Source organism: Streptomyces sp. AC550_RSS872 (genome assembly GCF_019049285.1).
Taxonomy (GTDB): Bacteria; Actinomycetota; Actinomycetes; order Streptomycetales; family Streptomycetaceae; genus Streptomyces.
Genome location: NZ_JAGMUL010000169.1, coordinates 35,319 through 55,184 on the forward strand (window position 1 = coordinate 35,319; position 19,866 = coordinate 55,184).

Annotated in this window: 15 protein-coding genes; 7 read left to right on the top strand and 8 right to left on the bottom strand. The window is 69.3% G+C overall.

The window, feature by feature from the left end:
• The first annotated feature begins 282 nt into the window (after positions 1 to 282).
• The 3 genes from mtnA (at position 283) to KUM44_RS38435 (ending at position 2,640) form a co-directional block, all read left to right on the top strand.
• Positions 283 to 1,335, top strand: a complete 1,053-nt coding sequence (gene mtnA, locus KUM44_RS38425) for an S-methyl-5-thioribose-1-phosphate isomerase (RefSeq protein WP_217214410.1) — start codon at positions 283 to 285, stop codon at positions 1,333 to 1,335.
• Between the two features lie 38 nt (positions 1,336 to 1,373).
• Entirely contained in the window at positions 1,374 to 1,706 is a 333-nt protein-coding gene (locus KUM44_RS38430; RefSeq protein ID WP_062722735.1) for a helix-turn-helix transcriptional regulator, read from the top strand.
• Positions 1,707 to 1,773: 67 nt separating this feature from the next.
• On the top strand, positions 1,774 to 2,640 hold the full coding sequence (locus KUM44_RS38435) for a TIGR03620 family F420-dependent LLM class oxidoreductase (RefSeq protein WP_217214411.1): 867 nt from the start codon (positions 1,774 to 1,776) through the stop codon (positions 2,638 to 2,640).
• A 52-nt stretch (positions 2,641 to 2,692) separates the two neighbouring features.
• Here the strand turns inward: KUM44_RS38435 and mtnB are convergent, their stop codons facing one another.
• From mtnB to KUM44_RS38470, 7 genes are all read right to left on the bottom strand, one after another.
• A complete protein-coding gene (mtnB, locus tag KUM44_RS38440; protein ID WP_217214412.1) occupies positions 2,693 to 3,301 on the bottom strand; it encodes a methylthioribulose 1-phosphate dehydratase in 609 nt (202 codons plus the stop codon).
• The gene (gene mtnC, locus KUM44_RS38445) at positions 3,298 to 4,032 is read right to left on the bottom strand and encodes an acireductone synthase (RefSeq protein WP_217214414.1); all 735 of its coding nucleotides are present in this window, start codon (positions 4,030 to 4,032) and stop codon (positions 3,298 to 3,300) included. The genes mtnB and mtnC overlap by 4 nt, the downstream gene beginning before the upstream one ends.
• Positions 4,029 to 4,628 carry an acireductone dioxygenase gene (locus KUM44_RS38450; protein ID WP_217214415.1) on the bottom strand — a complete coding sequence of 200 codons (600 nt, stop codon included), beginning with the start codon at positions 4,626 to 4,628 and terminating at the stop codon, positions 4,029 to 4,031. Before KUM44_RS38450 ends, mtnC begins: the two co-directional genes overlap by 4 nt.
• An 864-nt stretch (positions 4,629 to 5,492) precedes the next feature.
• Positions 5,493 to 7,109: a glycerol-3-phosphate dehydrogenase/oxidase gene (locus KUM44_RS38455; protein WP_217214416.1), complete on the bottom strand. Its 1,617-nt coding sequence runs from the start codon at positions 7,107 to 7,109 to the stop codon at positions 5,493 to 5,495.
• A gap of 49 nt (positions 7,110 to 7,158) precedes the next feature.
• Positions 7,159 to 8,700: a glycerol kinase GlpK gene (glpK, locus tag KUM44_RS38460; protein ID WP_217214417.1), complete on the bottom strand. Its 1,542-nt coding sequence runs from the start codon at positions 8,698 to 8,700 to the stop codon at positions 7,159 to 7,161.
• A 97-nt stretch (positions 8,701 to 8,797) separates the two neighbouring features.
• Entirely contained in the window at positions 8,798 to 9,592 is a 795-nt protein-coding gene (locus tag KUM44_RS38465) for an MIP/aquaporin family protein (protein ID WP_217214418.1), read from the bottom strand.
• Positions 9,593 to 9,923: 331 nt separating this feature from the next.
• Positions 9,924 to 10,688, bottom strand: a complete 765-nt coding sequence (locus KUM44_RS38470) for an IclR family transcriptional regulator (RefSeq protein ID WP_217214419.1) — start codon at positions 10,686 to 10,688, stop codon at positions 9,924 to 9,926.
• Between the two features lie 293 nt (positions 10,689 to 10,981).
• On the opposite strand from KUM44_RS38470, the gene metH reads away from it, so the two are divergent.
• The 4 genes from metH (at position 10,982) to KUM44_RS38490 (ending at position 19,111) form a co-directional block, all read left to right on the top strand.
• On the top strand, positions 10,982 to 14,500 hold the full coding sequence (gene metH, locus KUM44_RS38475) for a methionine synthase (RefSeq protein ID WP_217214420.1): 3,519 nt from the start codon (positions 10,982 to 10,984) through the stop codon (positions 14,498 to 14,500).
• A gap of 159 nt (positions 14,501 to 14,659) precedes the next feature.
• Positions 14,660 to 15,355 (top strand): HAD family phosphatase, encoded by a 696-nt coding sequence (locus KUM44_RS38480; RefSeq protein ID WP_217214421.1) that lies wholly within the window; start codon positions 14,660 to 14,662, stop codon positions 15,353 to 15,355.
• Positions 15,356 to 15,826: 471 nt separating this feature from the next.
• On the top strand, positions 15,827 to 17,431 hold the full coding sequence (locus KUM44_RS38485; protein ID WP_217214422.1) for an ABC transporter substrate-binding protein: 1,605 nt from the start codon (positions 15,827 to 15,829) through the stop codon (positions 17,429 to 17,431).
• Positions 17,432 to 17,530: 99 nt separating this feature from the next.
• On the top strand, positions 17,531 to 19,111 hold the full coding sequence (locus tag KUM44_RS38490; RefSeq protein ID WP_217214423.1) for an ABC transporter substrate-binding protein: 1,581 nt from the start codon (positions 17,531 to 17,533) through the stop codon (positions 19,109 to 19,111).
• A gap of 79 nt (positions 19,112 to 19,190) precedes the next feature.
• Here KUM44_RS38490 and KUM44_RS38495 read toward each other — a convergent pair whose 3' ends face one another.
• On the bottom strand, positions 19,191 to 19,862 hold the full coding sequence (locus tag KUM44_RS38495) for a response regulator transcription factor (RefSeq protein WP_062722719.1): 672 nt from the start codon (positions 19,860 to 19,862) through the stop codon (positions 19,191 to 19,193).
• Between the last annotated feature and the right edge of the window lie 4 nt (positions 19,863 to 19,866).

The window sequence follows — 19,866 nt, forward strand, 5'->3', positions numbered from 1 at the left end:
GCAAGGCGCGCTCGGCGATGAACGCGAAGTGAGAGGGGCGACGCCTGGAGAGGCTGAGGTGGGGGCGGCTCAGCGGGGACAGCCGTCGCCGGCACAGCGGCCGAAGTCGAGGTAGCGGCGCTTGGTGAGCAGCACACGTCCTCCTCGTATCGGCCTGCGGGCTGTGCGGGTGGATGGACTGTACACCTGGCGTTCGGACGTGCGCTCGACTGTCTCGAACTGTGGTTTCTCAAGGTCATGTACGGTGGCGAATCACCCACGGAGCAGTAGGAGTGTCCTCTGATGTCCCAGGAAATCCGGTCCGGGTCCGAGGAATTGCGTGCCGTCCAATGGACCGGAACCAGCCTCGCGCTGATCGACCAGACCGTGCTCCCGCACCGCACCGAGTCGATGGACGTCCGTGATGTGGACACCCTGGTCGACGCGATCCAGCGGCTCGTCGTGCGCGGCGCGCCCGCGATCGGTGCCGCGGGCGCGTACGGCGTCGCGCTCGCGCTGCTCCAGGGCGAGCGGGAGGGCTGGTCGGCCGACGAGACACGCGCGGCCGTGGCCCGCGTCCGCGAGGCCCGGCCCACCGCGGTCAACCTCATGGTGTGCGTCGACCGCGTCATGACCCGCTTCGCCGAGGGTCTCGACGCGGTGCTGGAGGAGGCCGCCGCCGTCCAGCGCGAGGACGTCGAGGCGAACCGTGCCATGGGTGCGTGCGGCGCCGACTGGCTGCTCGAACGCGTCGGTGAGGACCGGCCGTTGCGCGTCCTCACCCACTGCAACACCGGCGCTCTCGCCACGGCCGGCTGGGGCACGGCGCTCGGCGTCATCCGCGAACTGCACGCGCGCGGCCGTCTGGAGGTCGTGTACGCCGACGAGACGCGCCCCCTGCTCCAGGGGTCCCGCCTGACCGCCTGGGAACTGGTCCAGGAAGGCATCCCGCACTACGTCCAGGCCGACGGCGCCGCGGCCGGCACCATCCTGCGGTGCGAGGTCGACGCGGCTGTCGTCGGCGCCGACCGCATCGCCGCCAACGGCGACACCGCGAACAAGGTCGGCACCGTGGGCGTCGCCCTGGCCTGCGCGGACGCCGGGATCCCGTTCCTGGTGGCGGCGCCCACGACCACCGTCGACCTGGCCACGAAGACCGGCGACGACATCCACATCGAACTGCGCGGCGAGGACGAGGTGCTGGAGTGGGGCGGTGTACGGACGGCTCCGGCCGGCTCGCGCGGCCACAACCCGGCGTTCGACGTCACGCCGGGGCGCCTGGTGACCGGGCTGGTCACCGAGCGCGGGGTGCTTGAGGTGTCGGCCGGGGAGCTGCCGGGGGAGCGGCTGCGCTGACGTCTCCGGGCGAGGACACCGACCTATACTCCGAACCCATGACCGACGCTGCGACCTCCCCGGATGCGGATCTGGTCGGCGCACTGAAGGCGCTGGCCAACCCGGTGCGCCTGCAACTGCTGGCCTGGCTGCGCGAGCCCGAGCGGCACTTCTCGCAGTACGAGGCGATCGCGGATCCGGCCGAGGTCGGGGTCTGTGTGAGCCACATCCAGGCCAAGGCCGGGCTGGCCCAGTCGACGGTGTCGGCGTACCTGGCCGAACTTCAGCGGGCGGGTCTGGTGCGGGCGACGCGGGTGGGCAAGTGGACCCACTACAAGCGGGACGAGGAGCGCATCGCCGAGCTGGTCGCCCGGCTCGGGCGGACTCTCTAGCGGCGAGAACTCGCCGTCCTGGCAGGCCTGTTGGAATTCGTATCGAGAATCTGCGATATTCCGATACATGATGAACCTGGGGACCTTCGGCATCTACACCTTCGACTTCGAGCACCAGCCCGCCGCGCGGGTGCGTGACTCCGTACAGGAGCTGGAACAACTGGGCTGGCGGGCGGTGTGGTTCCCCGAGGTGGGCGGGCGTGAGGCGCTCACCCAGGCCGGCTATCTGCTCGCCTCGACCGAGCGGCTGCACGTGGTCAACGGCATCGCGCAGATCTGGTCGCGGGAGGCGGGCGCGACCCACGCCGCGAGCGCGCTGCTGGCCGACGCCTACCCGGGACGGCATGTCCTGGGTCTGGGATTCGGCGGAGCGCGACCGGGCGTCAAGCCCCTGGCGGCCATGGCCGGGTACATCGACGAACTGGACGCCCTCGCGAAGGAGTCGTCCGTGCCCGCGCCGCGAACCCCGGTACGCCGCATCCTCGCGGCCTACGGCCCCAAGATGCTCGCCCTGGCCCGGGACCGCTCCGCCGGCGCCCACACCTACCACGTCAACACGGCCCACACCGCCCAGGCCCGGGAGATCCTCGGCCCCGACGCGTTCCTCGGCGTCGAGCACGCGGTGCTCCTGGAGCGGGACCCCGACACCGCCCGCGCGACAGCACGCGAGCACCTGCGGCCGTACCTCGGCACCCCTTACAACATCGCCAAGTTCCGCCGCCTCGGCTACACCGACGAGGAGATCGCGCACGGCGGCAGCGACCGCATCGTGGACGACCTCGTGTTCTGGGGAGACCTGGACACGGTGGTGGACAAGCTCCAGGCCCACGTCCGAGCGGGTGCCGGCCATGTCGCCGTACAGGTCATCGGCACCGAACCCGGCGGCTCCGCGATGCCGCACTGGCGGCGACTCGGCGAGGCGCTGCTGCCGTGAGTGGGCTGGTCACCGTCCGGCCGCCGGTACGCCTCGACATAGCGGCCCCCGGCTAGCGCTGGGCGAGCTCCAACTCCAGCAGCCACTCCACCACTTCGGTGTGGTGCCGGGCCTGGCGCGGGTTGTCGCCCCAGACGTAGAGGCCGTGTCCGGCCACGACCACCGCGGGCATACGGGGGTCGCGCGCGGCCTCCAGGCGGTCGCCCAGGACCTTCATGTCCTGGCTGTTGGCGATGACCGGCAGGAGCACCTCGACGTCGTGGGCGGGCTGACCGACGCCCTTGAGCATCTCCAGGTCCTTGAACACGATGCCACCGGGCTCACGGCGGCCCATCGCCACGGACGCGACCGTGTGGACGTGGACCACGGCCCCGGCCCCGGTCAGTGCGGCCACGCGCGCGTGGAGCTCGGCCTCGGCTGACGGCTTGCCGCCCTTGACCGCGGACCCCTGCCCGTCGACCAGCACCACGTCCGCGGGCGTCAGTTCGCCCTTGTCGTGACCGCTGGCCGTCACCGCCAGCCGCAACGGCTCGCGGGACAGCACCACGGACAGGTTGCCGGAGGTGCCCCGCATCCAGCCGAAGGACGCGAACCGGGCGGACTCGGCGGCCAGGACCGCGCCCGCCTCCTCAAGGTCGAGTTGGCTGATGTCGGCGGTCACGTGCTGCTCCCGGAAGTGGTGATGGTGATCTCGTCGAACGTCCCCGCCGGCGCGTGGTCGCCGACGCCCTGCTCGTAGTACGGCTCCCCGGGCCGCCGGACCCCGACCGTCCGCCAGCCCGCCGCGCGGGCAGCGTCCAGCTCGCCTGGGCGGTCGGAGAGGAAGAGCAGACGGGCGGGCCCGATGCGGGTCGACTCCGCGATTCGGCGGTACGACTCCGGCTCCTGCTTGGGGCCCGCGTTCTCGGTGTCGTACAGACCGGAGACGAGCGGCGTCAGATCGCCGTCCGGGCTGTTGGTGAACCACGCCCGCTGGGCGGCCACCGACCCGGACGAGTAGACGTACAGCCGTACGCCCGCCGCGTGCCACGCGCGCAGCCGCGGTACGACGTCGTCGTAGAAGTGCGACACGAGGTCACCGCGCGCGAAGCCCTCGGACCAGATGATGCCCTGGAGCGTCTTCAGCGGGGTGGCCTTGCGGTCCTCGTCCAGCCAGGTGTTGAGGGTCTTCTCGATCCGTACGGCGTCGGCGTCCGGCTCGCCCGTCAGCTCCCGCACCTGGTCGACGGCCCGCGCCACCTCCGGATCGTCGCCGCGCTCGGTGAGCAGCGCGGCGAACCGCGAGCGCGAGTACGGGTACAGCACGTCCACGACGAACCCGGTGGCACTCGTGGTGCCCTCGATGTCGAGCACCACGGCGTCCACGTCGAACCGAAGCTCCCGCACGGTCACGCCGCGGCCCTGTCGGCGTCGTAGCCCGCCGCGATCGTGTCGTAGTCCGGGAAGCGGGAAGCGATCGTGGAACCGGTGAAGTTGCCGATCCAGCCGTCCTCCTCGTGGAAGAAGCGGATCGCGGTGAACGACGGCTTCGTGCCCATGTCGAACCAGTGCGTGGTGCCGCGCGGCACGCCGAGCAGGTCACCCTTCTCGCAGAAGACGGCGTGCACCTCGCCGTTCACATGGAGATAGAAGATGCCGGAGCCGGAGACGAAGAAGCGCACCTCGTCATCGTCGTCGTGCGTGTGTTCCTGGAGGAACTTCTCGCGCGCGGCCTTCGCCTTCGCCGGGAACTCCGGGTCGTCGCTGGGGTGCAGGCCCAGCACGTCGACGGTGGTGAAGCCCTCCTCGGCGTTGAGCCGGTCGATCTCCGGGCCGTACGCCGCGAACACGGTCTCGCTGTCCGCGTCGAACGGGACGTCCTCGCGGACCGGCCACCGCTCGTAGCGCACGCCCAGCGGCTTCAGCGCCTCGGCGATCTCGGCGGGGTCCGAGGTGCGGCGGACAACGCTCTCCGGTCCGGACTCGGGCCAGGTCGTCAGCAGGGTCATGGGTGCAACTCCTGGAACTGGAAAGGGGGCCGGGTACCGAGACAAGCACCCGGGAGGGGAAGTGAGGAAGGGCGCAGCGGCGGGAAGGCCGGGCGGTACTGGTCAGCCGCGACACATCGCGCCGGGACAGCAGCGCATGCGGGGCATGCGGATCGCTGTCGCACGGGGTGTCGTCATCAGGGCCTCACTGTGCCGGTGGGGGTGCCGGACGTGCCGGTTCGGGTGCCGGTCTGCGGTGATCGTAACTCCGTGTTGACGCCGTCGAGGCGTCAACCGGGTGTGACGTACTCGTTGTCTCACGTGATGAGAAACCGCTTGCATCGCTTTGACGGGTGGCTGAAGTCGTTCCAACTCCCCACTCCGCTGACGGACCTGCAGACCCTGTCGGCCGGACCCGCCCCGGCGTCGCGGCGTGCGCTGCTGCTGGGGCGTGAACTGACCGTGAGACTGCGAGGAGTTGACGAGACCGGAGCACGTGCGGGTCGAGGAGTCCGTACTCGGCCGCCTTGACGGGCGGCGGCACAGGAGCGCGCGGGACCTCGTCCTCGCTCAGGCGTCGCAGGAAGGGGAACCCGCCGGGCGCGAGCAGGTCGGCCATGTCAGCGTCGGTGATCGTCACGCCCGCACGACAGCGGCGGCACCGGCCTCGACGCCCGCAGATGTCCGGCAGGCGACGCGCGGGCCAGGCATGCGAAAGGGGCGGCTCCGTCGGCGTGGAGCCGCCCCTTCCGGTGGTGGCCGGCCCCGGTGCGGAAGAACGCGGGGTGGGCCGCCCTCGTGCGGTCCGGCCTGGTCAGGGGAGTGGCCGGACCTGACACCGGGGGAGGCTCATCCGGCGAAAACCCCCCTCGGTGCCCGCGAGGCTCACTTCTTGTCGAGCAGGTCCTGCACCTTGGCCCGGACGTCGTCCGTCGCAAGCCCCCGGATCGTCAGGGTCGTCCGGCGGCGCAGTACGTCGTCCTGCGTCTCGGCCCACTCGTTGTCCCGGGCGTAGACGACCTGGGCCCAGATCTCCGGGGCGTCGGGGTGGACGCGCTCGCCCAGCTCGGGGTTCTCGTTGGCGATGCGGGCGATGTCGAAGGCCAGCGAACCGTAGTGCGTGGCCAGGTGCTTGGCGGTGTCGGCCGCCATACGCGGGCCGGGCGCCGGGCGGTCGGTCAACAACCGGTGGGCGACCGCGCGCGGGTTGGCGATACCGGGCAGCGGCAGCTTCTTCGGCAGTGAGGCGATCGGCTCGAAGTCGTCGCCCAGCGGGGCGCCCGGCAGCGCCTCCAGCTTCTTCATGATGGTGCGGCCGATGTGCCGGAAGGTGGTCCACTTGCCGCCCGCGACGGACAGCATCCCGCCCCGGCCCTCGGTCACCACGGTCTCGCGCTTGGCCTTCGCGGTGTCACCGGGGCCGCCCGGCAGCACCCGCAGCCCAGCGAACGCGTACGTGATCAGGTCCCGGTCCAGCTGCTGGTCCCGGATGGAGAACGCGGCCTCGTCCAGGATCTGGGCTATGTCCTTGTCGTTGACCGAGACGTCAGCCGGGTCGCCCTCGAACTCCTCGTCCGTGGTGCCCAGCAGCAGCATGTCCTCCCAGGGCAGGGCGAACGTGATGCGGTACTTGTCGATCGGGGTGGCGAGGGCCGCCTTCCAGGGCGCCGTCCGCTTCAGGACCAGGTGCGCGCCCTTCGACAGCCGGATCGACGGGGCGGCGTTCGGGTCCTCCATCTTGCGCAGGTGGTCGACCCAGGGGCCGGTCGCGTTCAGCACGAGACGGGCGTTCACGCCGAACTCGTCGCCGGACAGGCGGTCCTTGAGGTCCGCGCCGGTCACCCGGCCCTTGGTGAAGCGCAGGCCGGTGACCTCGGCGTGGTTGAGCACGACCGCGCCCGCCTCGACGGCCCCGCGGACCGTCATCAGCGCCATGCGCGCGTCGTTCATCTGGTCGTCGCCGTACACGGCCACGGCCTTGAGGTTCTCGGTGCGCAGCTCGGGCACGTCCTGCGCGGCCTTGGCCGGCGACAGCAGGTGTCCCACTCCGTCACCGAACGCGGAGAGCGCGGAGTAGGCGAAGACGCCCGCCCCGAGCTTCGCGGCGCCGTGCGGCCCGCCCTTGTACACGGGGAGGTAGAACGTGAGCGGGTTCGCCAGGTGAGGGGCCACCTGGCGGGAGACCGCACGGCGCTCGAAGTGGTTCTCCGCCACCAGCTTCACCGCGCCGGTTTGCAGGTAGCGCAGACCGCCGTGGAGCAGCTTGGAGGAGGCGGAGGAGGTGGCGCCGGCGAAGTCACCGGCGTCGACCAGAGCCACCCTGAGGCCGGACTGCGCGGCGTGCCAGGCGGTGGAGATGCCCAGGATGCCGCCGCCGATCACGAGAAGGTCGTACGACGCCTTGGCGAGCTGCTCCCGGGTCTCGGCGCGGCTCGGGTTGGAGCCGGAGGCCGGGCGCGTACCCAGGGCAGGCACGGACTGCAGGGTGGTCTGACTGGTCATTTCGGGTTCTTGCTCCTCATCAGAGTTCGAGAGCTGGCGAGAGCTGCTCTCAGCTCTCGTCGTCCTCGAGCCAGCCCATGGTCCGCTCGACGGCCTTGAGCCAGTTCTTGTACTCACGGTCGCGGGTCTCCGCGTCCATGCGGGGGGTCCACTCGGCGGCCCGACGCCAGTTGGCGCGCAGCTCGTCGGTGCTGGACCAGAAGCCGACGGCGAGACCGGCGGCGTAGGCGGCGCCGAGGCAGGTGGTCTCGGCGACCATCGGGCGCACCACAGGGGCGTCGAGGAAGTCCGAGAGGGTCTGCATCAGCAGGTTGTTGGAGGTCATACCGCCGTCGACCTTGAGGGCCACCAGCTCGTCGCCGGAGTCCTTCACCATGGCGTCGGCGATCTCCCGGGTCTGCCAGGCGGTGGCCTCCAGGACGGCGCGTGCAAGGTGCGCCTTGGTGACGTACCGGGTCAGACCGGCGATCACACCACGGGCGTCGGAGCGCCAGTGCGGGGCGAACAGGCCGGAGAACGCAGGCACGAAGTAGGCGCCGCCGTTGTCCTCGACGGAGAGCGCGAGCGTCTCGATCTCGGCGGCGGTGGAGATCAGACCCATCTGGTCGCGCATCCACTGCACCAGCGAGCCGGTGACGGCGATCGAGCCCTCCAGGGCGTAGACCGTCGGCTGGTCACCGATCTTGTAGCCGACGGTGGTCAGCAGGCCCGCGTACGAGTTGATGATCTTGTCACCGGTGTTCATCACCATGAAGGTGCCGGTGCCGTACGTCGACTTGACCTCGCCCTCGGAGAAGCAGGTCTGGCCGAACAGGGCCGCCTGCTGGTCACCGAGCGCGGAGGCGACCGGGATGCCGCCGAGCAGCTCGCCCAGCTTGCCGCCGGTGACCTCGCCGTAGACCTCGGCGGAGGAACGGATCTCGGGCAGGATCTGAAGCGGCACGCCGATCGACTCGGCGATCTTCTCGTCCCACGCCATGGTGTGCAGGTTCATCAGCATGGTGCGGGAGGCGTTGGTGACGTCGGTGACGTGCTTGCCGCCGTTGACACCGCCGGTCAGGTTCCAGATGACCCAGGTGTCCATGGTGCCGAAGAGGATGTCGCCGGCCGCGGCGCGCTCCTTGAGGCCCTCGACGTTGTCCAGCAGCCAGCGGGCCTTGGGACCGGCGAAGTAGGAGGCCAGGGGCAGGCCGGTCTCACGGCGGAAGCGGTCCTGGCCGACATTGCGGCCGAGCTCCTTGCAGAGCGCGTCGGTGCGGGTGTCCTGCCAGACGATGGCGTTGTGGACGGGCTCACCGGTGTTCTTGTCCCACAGCACGGTGGTCTCGCGCTGGTTGGTGATGCCGATGGCCTTGATGTCGTCGCGGGTGATGCCGGCCTTGGCGATGGCGCCGGCGACGACCTCCTGGACGTTGGTCCAGATCTCGGTCGCGTTGTGCTCGACCCAGCCCGGCTTCGGGAAGATCTGCTCGTGCTCCTTCTGGTCGACGGAGACGATCCGGCCGTCGCGGTCGAAGACGATGCAGCGGGACGAGGTGGTGCCCTGGTCGATGGCGGCGATGAAGGGGCCGGCGGTGTGGGCGTCGGTCACTGTTAGCTCCTGGAAGTTCCGTGGTTATGGGGCTTTACGTACGGCGCGCGCTGAGAGTTTCGGAACTGATCACCCGAACGGGTGAAGCTCGCTGCTCCTAGGCGAAAGCGACGTTGTAGATACCTGCCGCGATGGCGCCGCCGATCAGCGGGCCGACCACCGGGATCCAGGCGTAGCCCCAGTCGGAACCGCCCTTGTTGGGCAGCGGCAGAAGGGCGTGGACGATACGCGGACCGAGGTCACGGGCCGGGTTGATCGCGTAACCGGTCGGGCCGCCGAGCGACAGACCGATGGAGACGACCACGAGTGCGGTGATCAGGCCGCCCAGGATGCCGAGGCCGTTGCCGGCGTCGTTCAGGCCCTGGGTGAGGACGGCGAGGACCAGCACGACGGTGCCGATGACCTCCGTGGCGAGGTTCTGCACCGCGTTCCGGATCTCGGGGCCGGTGGAGAAGATGCCCAGGACCGGGCCGGCGCCCTTCTCCTGGGCTTCGACGGCCTTGGCCGTGGTGGCCTGCGCACCCGGACCGCCGACGATCTCCTTGTCGGTGAGGTGGGCGTGGAACTGGCCGTAGTAGGCGACCCAGACCAGGGCCGCACCGATCATGGCGCCGAGCAGCTGTCCGGCGAAGTACGTCGGAACATTGCTCCAGTCGTTGTCCTTGATCGCGAGAGCGACCGTCACGGCCGGGTTCAGATGGGCACCGGACAGCGGCGCCGAGGTGTAGACGGCCGTGAGTACTGCAAAGCCCCACCCGAAGGTGATGGCGAGCCAACCGGCGTTGCGAGCCTTGGAGGCCTTCAGCGTGACGGCGGCGCAGACGCCCCCGCCGAGCAGGATGAGTATGGCGGTACCGATGGTCTCGCCGATGAAGATGTCGGAGCTGGACACCCGCGACTCCTTTGTCCTTCGTCCAGGGAAGCCGAACCCCGGGTCCCTCCGGTGGTTCGCATTGCCCTCGGGGGTGAGAGCGATACCGGTCCTTGGCGTTGTCACACTCTAGCGCGTATTGCCGGTAGGTGTTCGGCAATGCCGACCGATGGACGGGAGTCTTGCCCCGGCGTCGCATGTGCGTCAAGAGCTCTGTCGTTGAATGCGCGATCGTTGTCGGTTGTGTTGATTTATCGACATGGGGACAGTCCTGGCCGGGGCACGACGAAGGCCGGAACGTTCTTCGGCGTCCCGGCGGTCACTCCCGTCCCGTACGAGGTCCTACGGGGCCTCAGAACCGACCGGCGCCCAGATCCCGCGACACCGCGCGAGCGCAGTCCCGCACCGCCGCGATCAGCTCGGGACGCAGCTCGCCGTCCCGGCACAGCCGCTCCACGGCGCCGGTGATGCCGACGGCGCCGACCGGCATACGGCGCCGGTCATGGATGGGGGCGGCCAGGGAGGCGACACCCTCCCAGGTCTCCTCGACGTCCGCCGCGTAGCCACGCGCGCGTGTCAGGTCGAGGAGATGCTCGAAGCGGTCCAGCTCGCACACGGTCCGGTCGGTGAAGGCCTTGCGGTCGGCCTCGATCGCCTCGCTGTGCGCGACCGGGTCGTACGCCGACAGGACCTTGCCCAGCGCCGTGGAGTGCAGCGGCTGCATGACGCCGATCTCCAGCACTTGCCTGCTGTCGTCAGGCCGGAAAACGTGGTGGACGATCAGCACCCCTTGCTGGTGCAGAACGCCCAGATAGACGCTCTCCCCGCTGGACCGGGCCAGGTCGTCCGTCCACACCAGCGCGCGTGCCCGCAGCTCGTGCACGTCCAGGTAGGTCGTGCCCAGGCGTAGCAGCTCCGCGCCCAGCTGGTAGCGCCCGGAGGCGTCGTCCTGCTCCACGAAGCCCTCCTGCTGGAGGGTGCGCAGGATTCCGTGGGCGGTGCCCTTGGCGAGGCCCAGCGAGGAGGCGATGTCCGACAGGCCGAGGCGTCGCTCGCCGCCTGCGAGAAGCCGCAGCATCGCGGCCGCCCGTTCGAGCGACTGGATGTTCCGTGCCATCGCCGTACTGCCTCCGTCCCCTTCGACCGTCGACATCGCGACGTCGCTGCCGCCGTTCGGCAATGTCGAACACTACCGGTCGATGCCGACCTCCCGCTAATGGTCCGGCGCCATCCGGCTGCTTCTCTTGTGTCACACGTATCCGGTGAGCGCCCTCGCCGTCGTCCGCGTCCGCCCCGTGGACGGCCTGACCCTTCCGCCGCGGTCCCGGCTACGCTGGCGGGGTGCGCCCACCGTGGAACGTCACGCAAGGGTGCAAAGCCGACAGCCGTCGCATTCCAGGGAGCCCTTACATGGCCTCGTTGCCACCGACCCCTTCCGCCGACAGCCGGACCCGTGTGTCCGCCCTCCGCGAGGCGCTCGCCACCCGTGTGGTGGTCGCCGACGGAGCGATGGGCACCATGTTGCAGTCCCACGAGCCCACCCTCGAGGACTTCGAGAACCTCGAAGGGTGCAACGAGATCCTGAACCTGACCCGGCCGGATATCGTCCGTTCGGTCCATGAGGCGTACTTCGACGCGGGCGTGGACTGCGTCGAGACCAACACCTTCGGCGTCAATCACTCGGCCATGGCCGAGTACGACATCGCCGACCGGATCTACGAGCTGTCCGAGGCGGGCGCCCGTATCGCCCGCGAGACGGCCGACGCGTTCGGCGCCCGCGACGGCCGACAGCGGTGGGTCCTCGGCTCGATCGGACCCGGCACGAAGCTGCCGACCCTCGGCCACATCGGCTACGGGACGCTGCGGGACGGCTTCCAGGCGAACGCCGAGGGCCTGCTCGCCGGCGGCGCCGACGCCCTGATCGTGGAGACCACACAGGACCTGCTCCAGACGAAGTCGTCGATCCTGGGCGCCCGGCGCGCCATGGAGGCGACCGGCACCGAGGCCCCCCTGCTGGTCTCGATGGCCTTCGAGACGACCGGCACCATGCTGCTCGGCTCCGAGATCGGCGCCGCGCTGACCGCGCTGGAGCCCCTCGGCATCGACATGATCGGCCTGAACTGCTCGACCGGCCCCGCCGAGATGAGCGAGCACCTGCGCTACCTCGCCCGGCACTCCCGCACCCCGCTGCTGTGCATGCCGAACGCCGGTCTGCCGATCCTCACCAAGGACGGCGCCCACTTCCCGCTCGACCCCGAAGGCCTGGCCGACGCCCAGGAGACCTTCGTACGGGACTACGGCCTGAACCTCGTCGGCGGCTGCTGCGGCACGACCCCCGAACACCTCAGGCAGCTCGTGGAGCGGGTCCGGGAGGCCACGCCCGCACAGCGGAACCCGCAGCCCGAACCCGGCGCCGCCTCCCTCTACCAGACGGTCCCGTTCCGCCAGGACACCTCCTACCTCGCCATCGGCGAGCGCACCAACGCCAACGGCTCCAAGAAGTTCCGCGAGGCCATGCTGGACGGCCGCTGGGACGACTGTGTGGAGATGGCCCGCGACCAGATCCGCGAGGGCGCGCACATGCTCGACCTGTGCGTCGACTACGTGGGCCGCGACGGCGTCGCCGACATGGAGGAGCTCGCCGGCCGCTTCGCCACCGCCTCCACCCTGCCGATCGTCCTGGACTCCACCGAGGTCGACGTCATCCAGGCCGGACTGGAGAAGCTCGGCGGCCGGGCGGTCATCAACTCCGTCAACTACGAGGACGGCGACGGCCCCGAGTCCCGCTTCGCGAAGGTCACCAAGCTCGCCCGCGAGCACGGCGCCGCCCTGATCGCGCTGACCATCGACGAGGAGGGCCAGGCCCGCACCCCCGAGAAAAAGGTCGAGATCGCCGAACGGCTGATCGACGATCTGACCGGCAACTGGGGCATCCACGAGTCGGACATCCTCATCGACACCCTGACCTTCACCATCTGCACCGGTCAGGAGGAGTCCCGGGGGGACGGCATCGCCACCATCGAGGCGATCCGCGAGCTCAAGCGCCGCCATCCGGACGTCCAGACCACCCTCGGCCTGTCCAACATCTCCTTCGGCCTCAACCCGGCCGCCCGCATCCTGTTGAACTCCGTCTTCCTCGACGAGTGCGTCAAGGCGGGCCTGGACTCGGCCATCGTCCACGCCTCGAAGATCCTGCCGATCGCCCGCTTCAGCGAGGAAGAGGTCCAGACGGCCCTCGACCTGATCCACGACCGCCGCGCCGAGGGCTACGACCCCCTCCAGAAGCTGATGCAGCTCTTCGAGGGCGCCACCGCCAAGTCCCTCAAGGCCGGCAAGGCCGAGGAACTCGCCGCCCTCCCGCTGGAGGAGCGCCTCAAGCGCCGCATCATCGACGGTGAGAAGAACGGCCTGGAGGCCGACCTCGACGAGGCCCTCCAGGACACGCCCGCCCTGGACATCGTCAACAACACCCTGCTGGACGGTATGAAGGTCGTCGGCGAACTGTTCGGCTCCGGCCAGATGCAGCTGCCGTTCGTCCTCCAGTCCGCCGAGGTGATGAAGGCCGCCGTCGCCTACCTCGAACCGCACATGGAGAAGTCCGACGCCGACGGCAAGGGCACCATCGTGCTGGCCACCGTGCGCGGCGACGTCCACGACATCGGCAAGAACCTCGTCGACATCATCCTGTCCAACAACGGCTACAACGTGGTCAACCTGGGCATCAAGCAGCCCGTCTCCGCGATCCTGGAGGCCGCCGAGGAGCACCGCGCCGACGTCATCGGTATGTCCGGTCTGCTGGTCAAGTCCACGGTGATCATGAAGGAGAACCTGGAGGAGCTCAACCAGCGCGGCCTCGCGGCGAACTACCCCGTCATCCTCGGCGGCGCCGCCCTCACCCGCGCCTACGTCGAGCAGGACCTGCACGAGCTGTACGAGGGCGAAGTCCGCTACGCCCGGGACGCGTTCGAGGGCCTGCGCCTGATGGACGCCCTGATCGGCGTCAAGCGGGGCGTGCCCGGAGCGAAGCTGCCCGACCTCAAGCAGCGCCGGGTCAGGAGCGCCACCGCCACGGCCGTACTGGACGAGCGCCCCGGGGACGGAGGCGGCCGCTCCGACGTCGCCACCGACAACCCGCTGCCCGAGCCGCCGTTCTGGGGCACCCGCGTCATCAAGGGCATCCAGCTCAAGGAGTACGCGTCCTGGCTCGACGAGGGCGCCCTCTTCAAGGGCCAGTGGGGCCTGAAGGAGGCCCGCACCGGTGAGGGCCCGTCGTACCAGGAACTCGTCGAGACCGAGGGCCGCCCGCGGCTGCGCGGACTGCTCGACAGGCTCCAGACGGAGAACCTCCTCGAAGCGGCCGTGGTCTACGGCTACTTCCCGTGCGTATCCAAGGACGACGACCTGATCCTCCTCGACGAGCACGGCAACGAACGCACCCGCTTCACCTTCCCGCGCCAGCGCCGCGGCCGCCGGCTGTGCCTCGCGGACTTCTTCCGCCCGCAGGAGTCCGGCGAGACCGACGTCGTGGGCCTCCAGGTCGTCACCGTGGGCTCCCGGATCGGCGAGGAGACCGCCCGGATGTTCGAGGCCAACGCCTACCGCGACTACCTCGAACTGCACGGCCTGTCCGTGCAGCTGGCCGAGGCGCTCGCCGAGTACTGGCACGCCCGGGTGCGCTCCGAGCTGGGCTTCGCCGGCGAGGACCCGTCCGACATCGAGGACATGTTCGCGCTGAAGTACCGCGGCGCCCGCTTCTCCCTCGGCTACGGCGCCTGCCCCAACCTGGAGGACCGGTCCAAGATCGCCGACCTGCTCCAGCCCGAGCGCATCGGCGTCCACCTGTCCGAGGAGTTCCAGCTGCACCCCGAGCAGTCCACGGACGCGATCGTCATCCACCACCCGGAGGCGAAGTACTTCAACGCACGCTGACCTGACCGCCCCGGCGGGTCATCCGTGTCACCCGTGTGCCCCGAGGCACACGCGTTGAACCAGGCGATTCAAGGCGACCCGTCGTACACTGGACGGTCCACCGCAGGCCGGTTCCCTCCGTGGGAACCGGCCTGATCGTCCCTTCAAGGAGGTACGTGGATGACCAGCACGGTCCCCGCGCCAGTAACCCGTACGGCCGACGGCTCGGCCTTGCAGGCCGTCCTCCTCGACATGGACGGAACCCTGGTGGACACCGAGGGCTTCTGGTGGGACGTAGAGGTCGAGGTCTTCGCCGGCCTCGGCCACACCCTCGACGACACCTGGCGCCATGTCGTGGTCGGCGGCCCGATGACCCGCAGCGCGGGGTTCCTCATCGAGGCCACCGGGGCCGACATCACCCTCGCCGAGCTCACCGTCCTGCTCAACCAGGGCTTCGAGGACCGTATCGACCGCGCCCTGCCGCTGATGCCGGGGGCGGCCCGGCTGCTGGCCGAGCTGGCCGAGTACGAGATCCCCACGGCCCTGGTCTCCGCCTCGCACCGGCGCATCATCGACCGGGTCCTCACCACGCTCGGCCCGCAGTACTTCGCGCTGACCGTCGCCGGCGACGAGGTGACGCGCACCAAGCCGCACCCGGACCCGTACCTGTTCGCCGCGGCCGGACTCGGCGCCGACCCCACCCGATGCGCGGTCGTCGAGGACACGGCGACCGGCGTCGCCGCCGCCGAGGCCGCGGGCTGCCATGTGGTGGCCGTGCCCTCGGTCGCACCGATCACCCCGGCCGCCCGGCGCACCGTGGTGACCTCCCTGGAACAGGTCGATCTCGCATTTCTACGCGGCCTGATGGTGGCCTGATGGATGGCCCGATGGATGGCCCGATGGTCGTCTGATGACGGCCTGACAACGGAAATAGGGTCGGCGTTCACCCAGAGTGCAACGCCGTTAGCCGGGGGAATTCCGCAAAGGAATTCGAATCCCGTGCGATGGCTGAATTCCGGTGCACACCAAGACCGTTCAGTTTGTGACGTTCGACACTCACAAGAGGGTCGACAGGCGCCCAGCCCTGTGGTGATGACCCTCCCACGAGGGCTTCAAGCGCACCTTTGTGTCCCGATTGATGGATCGGTGCACGAATCCTTCCCCCATCAGGTTTCCGGTGCGTCCGCGACCGGTCTCACAGCGTGATGGGTTCTCAACTCCGGCGGCGGCGAACTTTCCTGCGGGCGCGGACTAACCTCGTCGCGAGAACATCGCCCTACCCCGTGACCCCGCTGCGACACCCCTGCATGCCGGGTACACGGAGTCGACAGCTGGAGAAACCCGAGCATGAACCGCAAGACTTTGGTGCTGCCGGCCGTCATCGGCCTGCTCGCGCCGGTTCTCGCCGCCTGCGGCGGAACCGACAGCGGCAGCGACGGCGGCGACGCGATCGTCGTCGGCACCACGGACGCGTTCACTGCCTCGAAGGACGCTCCCGCACCCCTCGACCCGGCCTACGCCTACGACGTCGGCACCTGGAACATCCTGCGCCAGACCGTGCAGACCCTCATGGTCCAGCCGCGCGGCGACGGCGACCCGGTTCCCGAGGCCGCCCAGAGCTGCGGCTTCACCGACAGCGGCAACGAACGCTACGCCTGCAAACTGCGCCAGGACCTCAAGTTCGCGAACGGCGACCCCATCACCGCGGACGACGTGAAGTACTCCATCGACCGCGCCCGCTCCCTGAAGGCCGACAGCGGCGTCTTCGCACTGCTGTCCACCATCGACACCGTCGAGACCCAGGGCGACCGCGACGTCATCTTCCACCTCAGGACCGCCGACGCCACCTTCCCGTTCAAGCTGTCCACCCCGGTCGCCGGCATCGTCGACCCGGACGTCTACGCCAAGGACAAGCTGCGCGACGGCTTCGAGGCCGACGGCTCCGGCCCGTACACCCTCCAGGCCGAGGTCAAGAACGACAAGCTGGTCTCCGCCGTGTTCACCAAGAACCCCAACTACAAGGGGAGCCTGACGGTGAACAACGACAAGGTCGAACTGCGCAACTTCGCCGACGCCGACGAGATGGGCACCGCCCTCGAAAAAGGCGACATCGACCTGATGACCCGCACCATGTCGCCCGAGCAGATCAAGAAGCTGTCGGCCGACTCCGACGACAGCGTCGACCTCGTCGACATGTCCGGCCTGGAAATCCGCTACCTGGCCTTCAACACCAACGACCCGAGCGTACGCAGCAAGGCCGTCCGCCAGGCGATGGCCCAGATCATCGACCGCGGCGAACTCGTCTCCAAGGTCTACGGCTCCCAGGCCGAACCGCTGTACTCGCTGGTCCCCGCCAGCGTCACGGGCCACTCCAACGCGTTCTTCAACAAGTACGGCGACCCGAGCGCCGCCAAGGCCAAGTCGCTGCTGGAGAAGGCCGGCATCACCACCCCGGTGAAACTGACGCTGCACTACACGACCGACCACTACGGCTCGGCCACCAAGAAGGAGTTCGAGCTGCTGAAGAAGCAGCTGGACGACAGCGGCCTGTTCGACGTCGACATCGAGGGCACCCCTTGGGCGGCTTTCCGCCCCGCCGAGCAGAAGGGCGAGTACGAGGTCTACGGCATGGGCTGGTTCCCCGACTTCCCCGACGCCGACAACTTCCTCGCGCCCTTCCTCGACAAGGACAACTTCCTCGGCTCGCCGTACGCCAACAGCGCGATCCGCAACAACCTCATCCCGGAGTCCCGCCGCGTGGCCGACCGACTGTCGGCGTCCGGAAGCCTGACCGACATCCAGGACATCGTGGCCAACGACGTCCCCGTGCTGCCCCTGTGGCAGGGCAGGCAGTACGTCGCCGCCGGCGACGACGTCACGGGCACGGCCTACGCGCTCAACTCCTCCTCGACCCTTCAGCTGTGGGAGCTCGGCCGTGGCGTGAGCGGCTGACGTCTCCCTGCGCCCGGCGCCACGACCAAGGCGCCGGGCCGGCCCGGGATCCAGGACTTCGGCCCGGGTTCCACACAACCGACGACAAGGCACTCGTACGTGAACATGCGCAACCAGTGGCCGGTCCTGCCCGTCGTGGCAGGGCTGGCCTCCGGCCTGCTGACCGGCTGCGGAACGGAGACGGGCGATACCGGGGGGACCGGCACCTCGGTGGTCATGGGGATGTCCGACGACGTCCTGGCCACCGACCCCGCCTCCGGCTACGACCCCGGCTCCTGGCTGCTGTTCAACAACGTCTTCCAGTCGCTGCTCAGCTTCCCCAAGGGCGCCACCGAACCCCAGCCCGAGGCCGCCGAGCAGTGCACCTTCTCCGACACGGAGACCAAGGTCTACAAGTGCACCCTCAGAGACGGCCTCAAGTTCAGCAACGGTGACGCGCTCACCTCCGAGGACGTCAAGTTCTCCTTCGACCGCATGCTGAAGATCAACGACCCCGAAGGTCCCGCGGTCATGTTCCCCACGCTCGACAAGGTGGAGACACCGGACGACAAGACGGTCGTCTTCCGGCTCAACACCCCGGACGCCACCTTCCCGAGCAAGATAGCCTCCGGCGCCGGCTCCATCGTCGACCAGGAACAGTACGACGCGAAGGGCCTGCGCGCGGACAACGCGGCGGTCGGCTCCGGCCCGTACAAGCTCGACTCGTTCAACGACGAGGAGGCCGTCTTCTCCGTCAACGAGAACTACAAGGGCACCGCGAAGGTGCAGAACTCCGGCGTCACCCTGAAGTTCTTCCACGGCGACCAGGACGCCCTGAAGAAGGCCCTGAGCGCCCGTGAGGTCGACATCGCCTACCGCGGCCTCACCGCGGGCGACATCGCCGACATCGAGAAGTCCGGCGCCGACTCCGGCGTCGAGGTCGTCGAAGGCAGCAGCGCCGAAGTCCAGCACCTCGTCTTCAACATGGACGACCCGGTCGCCGGAAAGCTCGGCGTCCGCAAGGCCATCGCCTACCTGATCGACCGCGACGCCCTCATCAAGGACGTCTACGAAGGCACCGCCAGCCCGCTGTACTCCATCATCCCGGCCGGCATCGGCGGCCACAGCACGGCCTTCTTCGACACCTACGGCGCCCGGCCCTCCAAGGCCAAGGCCGCCGCCGCGCTCCAGGACGACGGCATCACCGGCAAGGTCAAGCTGACCCTCTGGTCCACCCCGTCGCGCTACGGCCCGGCCACCGACCAGGAGTTGAAGGCCATCGCGCAGCAGCTCAACGCGAGCGGCCTGTTCGACGCCGACGTGCAGTCCGTCGCGTTCGACCAGTACGAGAAGGACATCGCCGCCGGCAAGTACGGCGTGTACGTGAAGGGCTGGATCCCGGACTACCCGGACGCCGACAACTTCACCTCACCCTTCTTCGGCAAGGGCAACGTGCTGAGCAACAACTACAGCAACAAGGCCATCACCGGCTCGCTCATCCCGCGCACCTCCGCCGAGAGCGACCGCTCCGCCACCGACGACGAGTTCAACCAGCTCCAGGACATCGTGGCCAGGGAGCTCCCCGTCCTCCCCGTCTGGCAGGCCAAGCAGTACGCCGTCGTCCGCGACAACGTCTACGGCCTGGAGTACTGCCTCGACGCCTCCACCGTCTTCCGTTTCTGGGAACTCAGCAAGGGCTGACAGACGGTCGCACCCGCCTACGCACGCGGAGGGCGCCCCTTCTCACAAGGGGCGCCCTCCGCCGCGTCAAGGCAGGCTCCTACTGTGCGCCGGGGCGCACCAGCCCGCTCTCGTACGCATACACCGCGGCCTGCACCCGGTCACGCAACCCCAGCTTGGTGAGCACATGGCCCACATGCGTCTTCACCGTGGTCTCGCTGACGAACAGATCCGCGGCGATCTCCGCATTGGACAGGCCCCGCGCCACCAGCTTCAGCACCTCCACCTCACGATCGGTGAGCGTGTGCAGGGTGTCCGGAACCGGCTCGTCGCCCGACGGCAGATGCGTGGCGTACTTGTCGAGCAGCCGACGCGTGATGCTCGGGGCGAGCATCGCCTCCCCTGCCGCGACCACACGGATCGCCTGCACCAGCTCATTGGCCGGGGCGTCCTTCAGCAGAAACCCGCTGGCCCCCGCCTTCAACGCCTCCACCACATACTCGTCGAGATCGAAAGTCGTCAGCACCAGCACCTTCGCCGGGCCGTCCCGCCCGGGCCCGGTGATCTGCCGGGTCGCCTCGACACCGTCCATCCGAGGCATACGGATGTCCATCAGAACCACGTCGGGCTGCAGGGCCCGCACCTGGTCGAGGGCCTGAAGGCCGTCGCCGGCCTCGCCCACGACCGCGATGTCCTGCTCCGCCTCCAGAATCATCCGGAAGCCGGTACGCAGTAGCGGCTGGTCGTCGACCAGTAGGACGCGGATGGCCACGTAA

What these genes read in the sequence shown, in the direction of transcription:
- mtnA (WP_217214410.1), top strand. Translation starts at nt 283, where the DNA reads ATGTCCCAGGAAATCCGGTCCGGGTCCGAGGAATTGCGTGCCGTCCAA.
- KUM44_RS38430 (WP_062722735.1), top strand. Translation starts at nt 1,374, where the DNA reads ATGACCGACGCTGCGACCTCCCCGGATGCGGATCTGGTCGGCGCACTG.
- KUM44_RS38435 (WP_217214411.1), top strand. Translation starts at nt 1,774, where the DNA reads ATGATGAACCTGGGGACCTTCGGCATCTACACCTTCGACTTCGAGCAC.
- KUM44_RS38450 (WP_217214415.1), bottom strand. Translation starts at nt 4,628, where the DNA reads ATGACCCTGCTGACGACCTGGCCCGAGTCCGGACCGGAGAGCGTTGTC.
- KUM44_RS38455 (WP_217214416.1), bottom strand. Translation starts at nt 7,109, where the DNA reads ATGACCAGTCAGACCACCCTGCAGTCCGTGCCTGCCCTGGGTACGCGC.
- KUM44_RS38470 (WP_217214419.1), bottom strand. Translation starts at nt 10,688, where the DNA reads ATGGCACGGAACATCCAGTCGCTCGAACGGGCGGCCGCGATGCTGCGG.
- metH (WP_217214420.1), top strand. Translation starts at nt 10,982, where the DNA reads ATGGCCTCGTTGCCACCGACCCCTTCCGCCGACAGCCGGACCCGTGTG.
- KUM44_RS38480 (WP_217214421.1), top strand. Translation starts at nt 14,660, where the DNA reads ATGACCAGCACGGTCCCCGCGCCAGTAACCCGTACGGCCGACGGCTCG.
- KUM44_RS38485 (WP_217214422.1), top strand. Translation starts at nt 15,827, where the DNA reads ATGAACCGCAAGACTTTGGTGCTGCCGGCCGTCATCGGCCTGCTCGCG.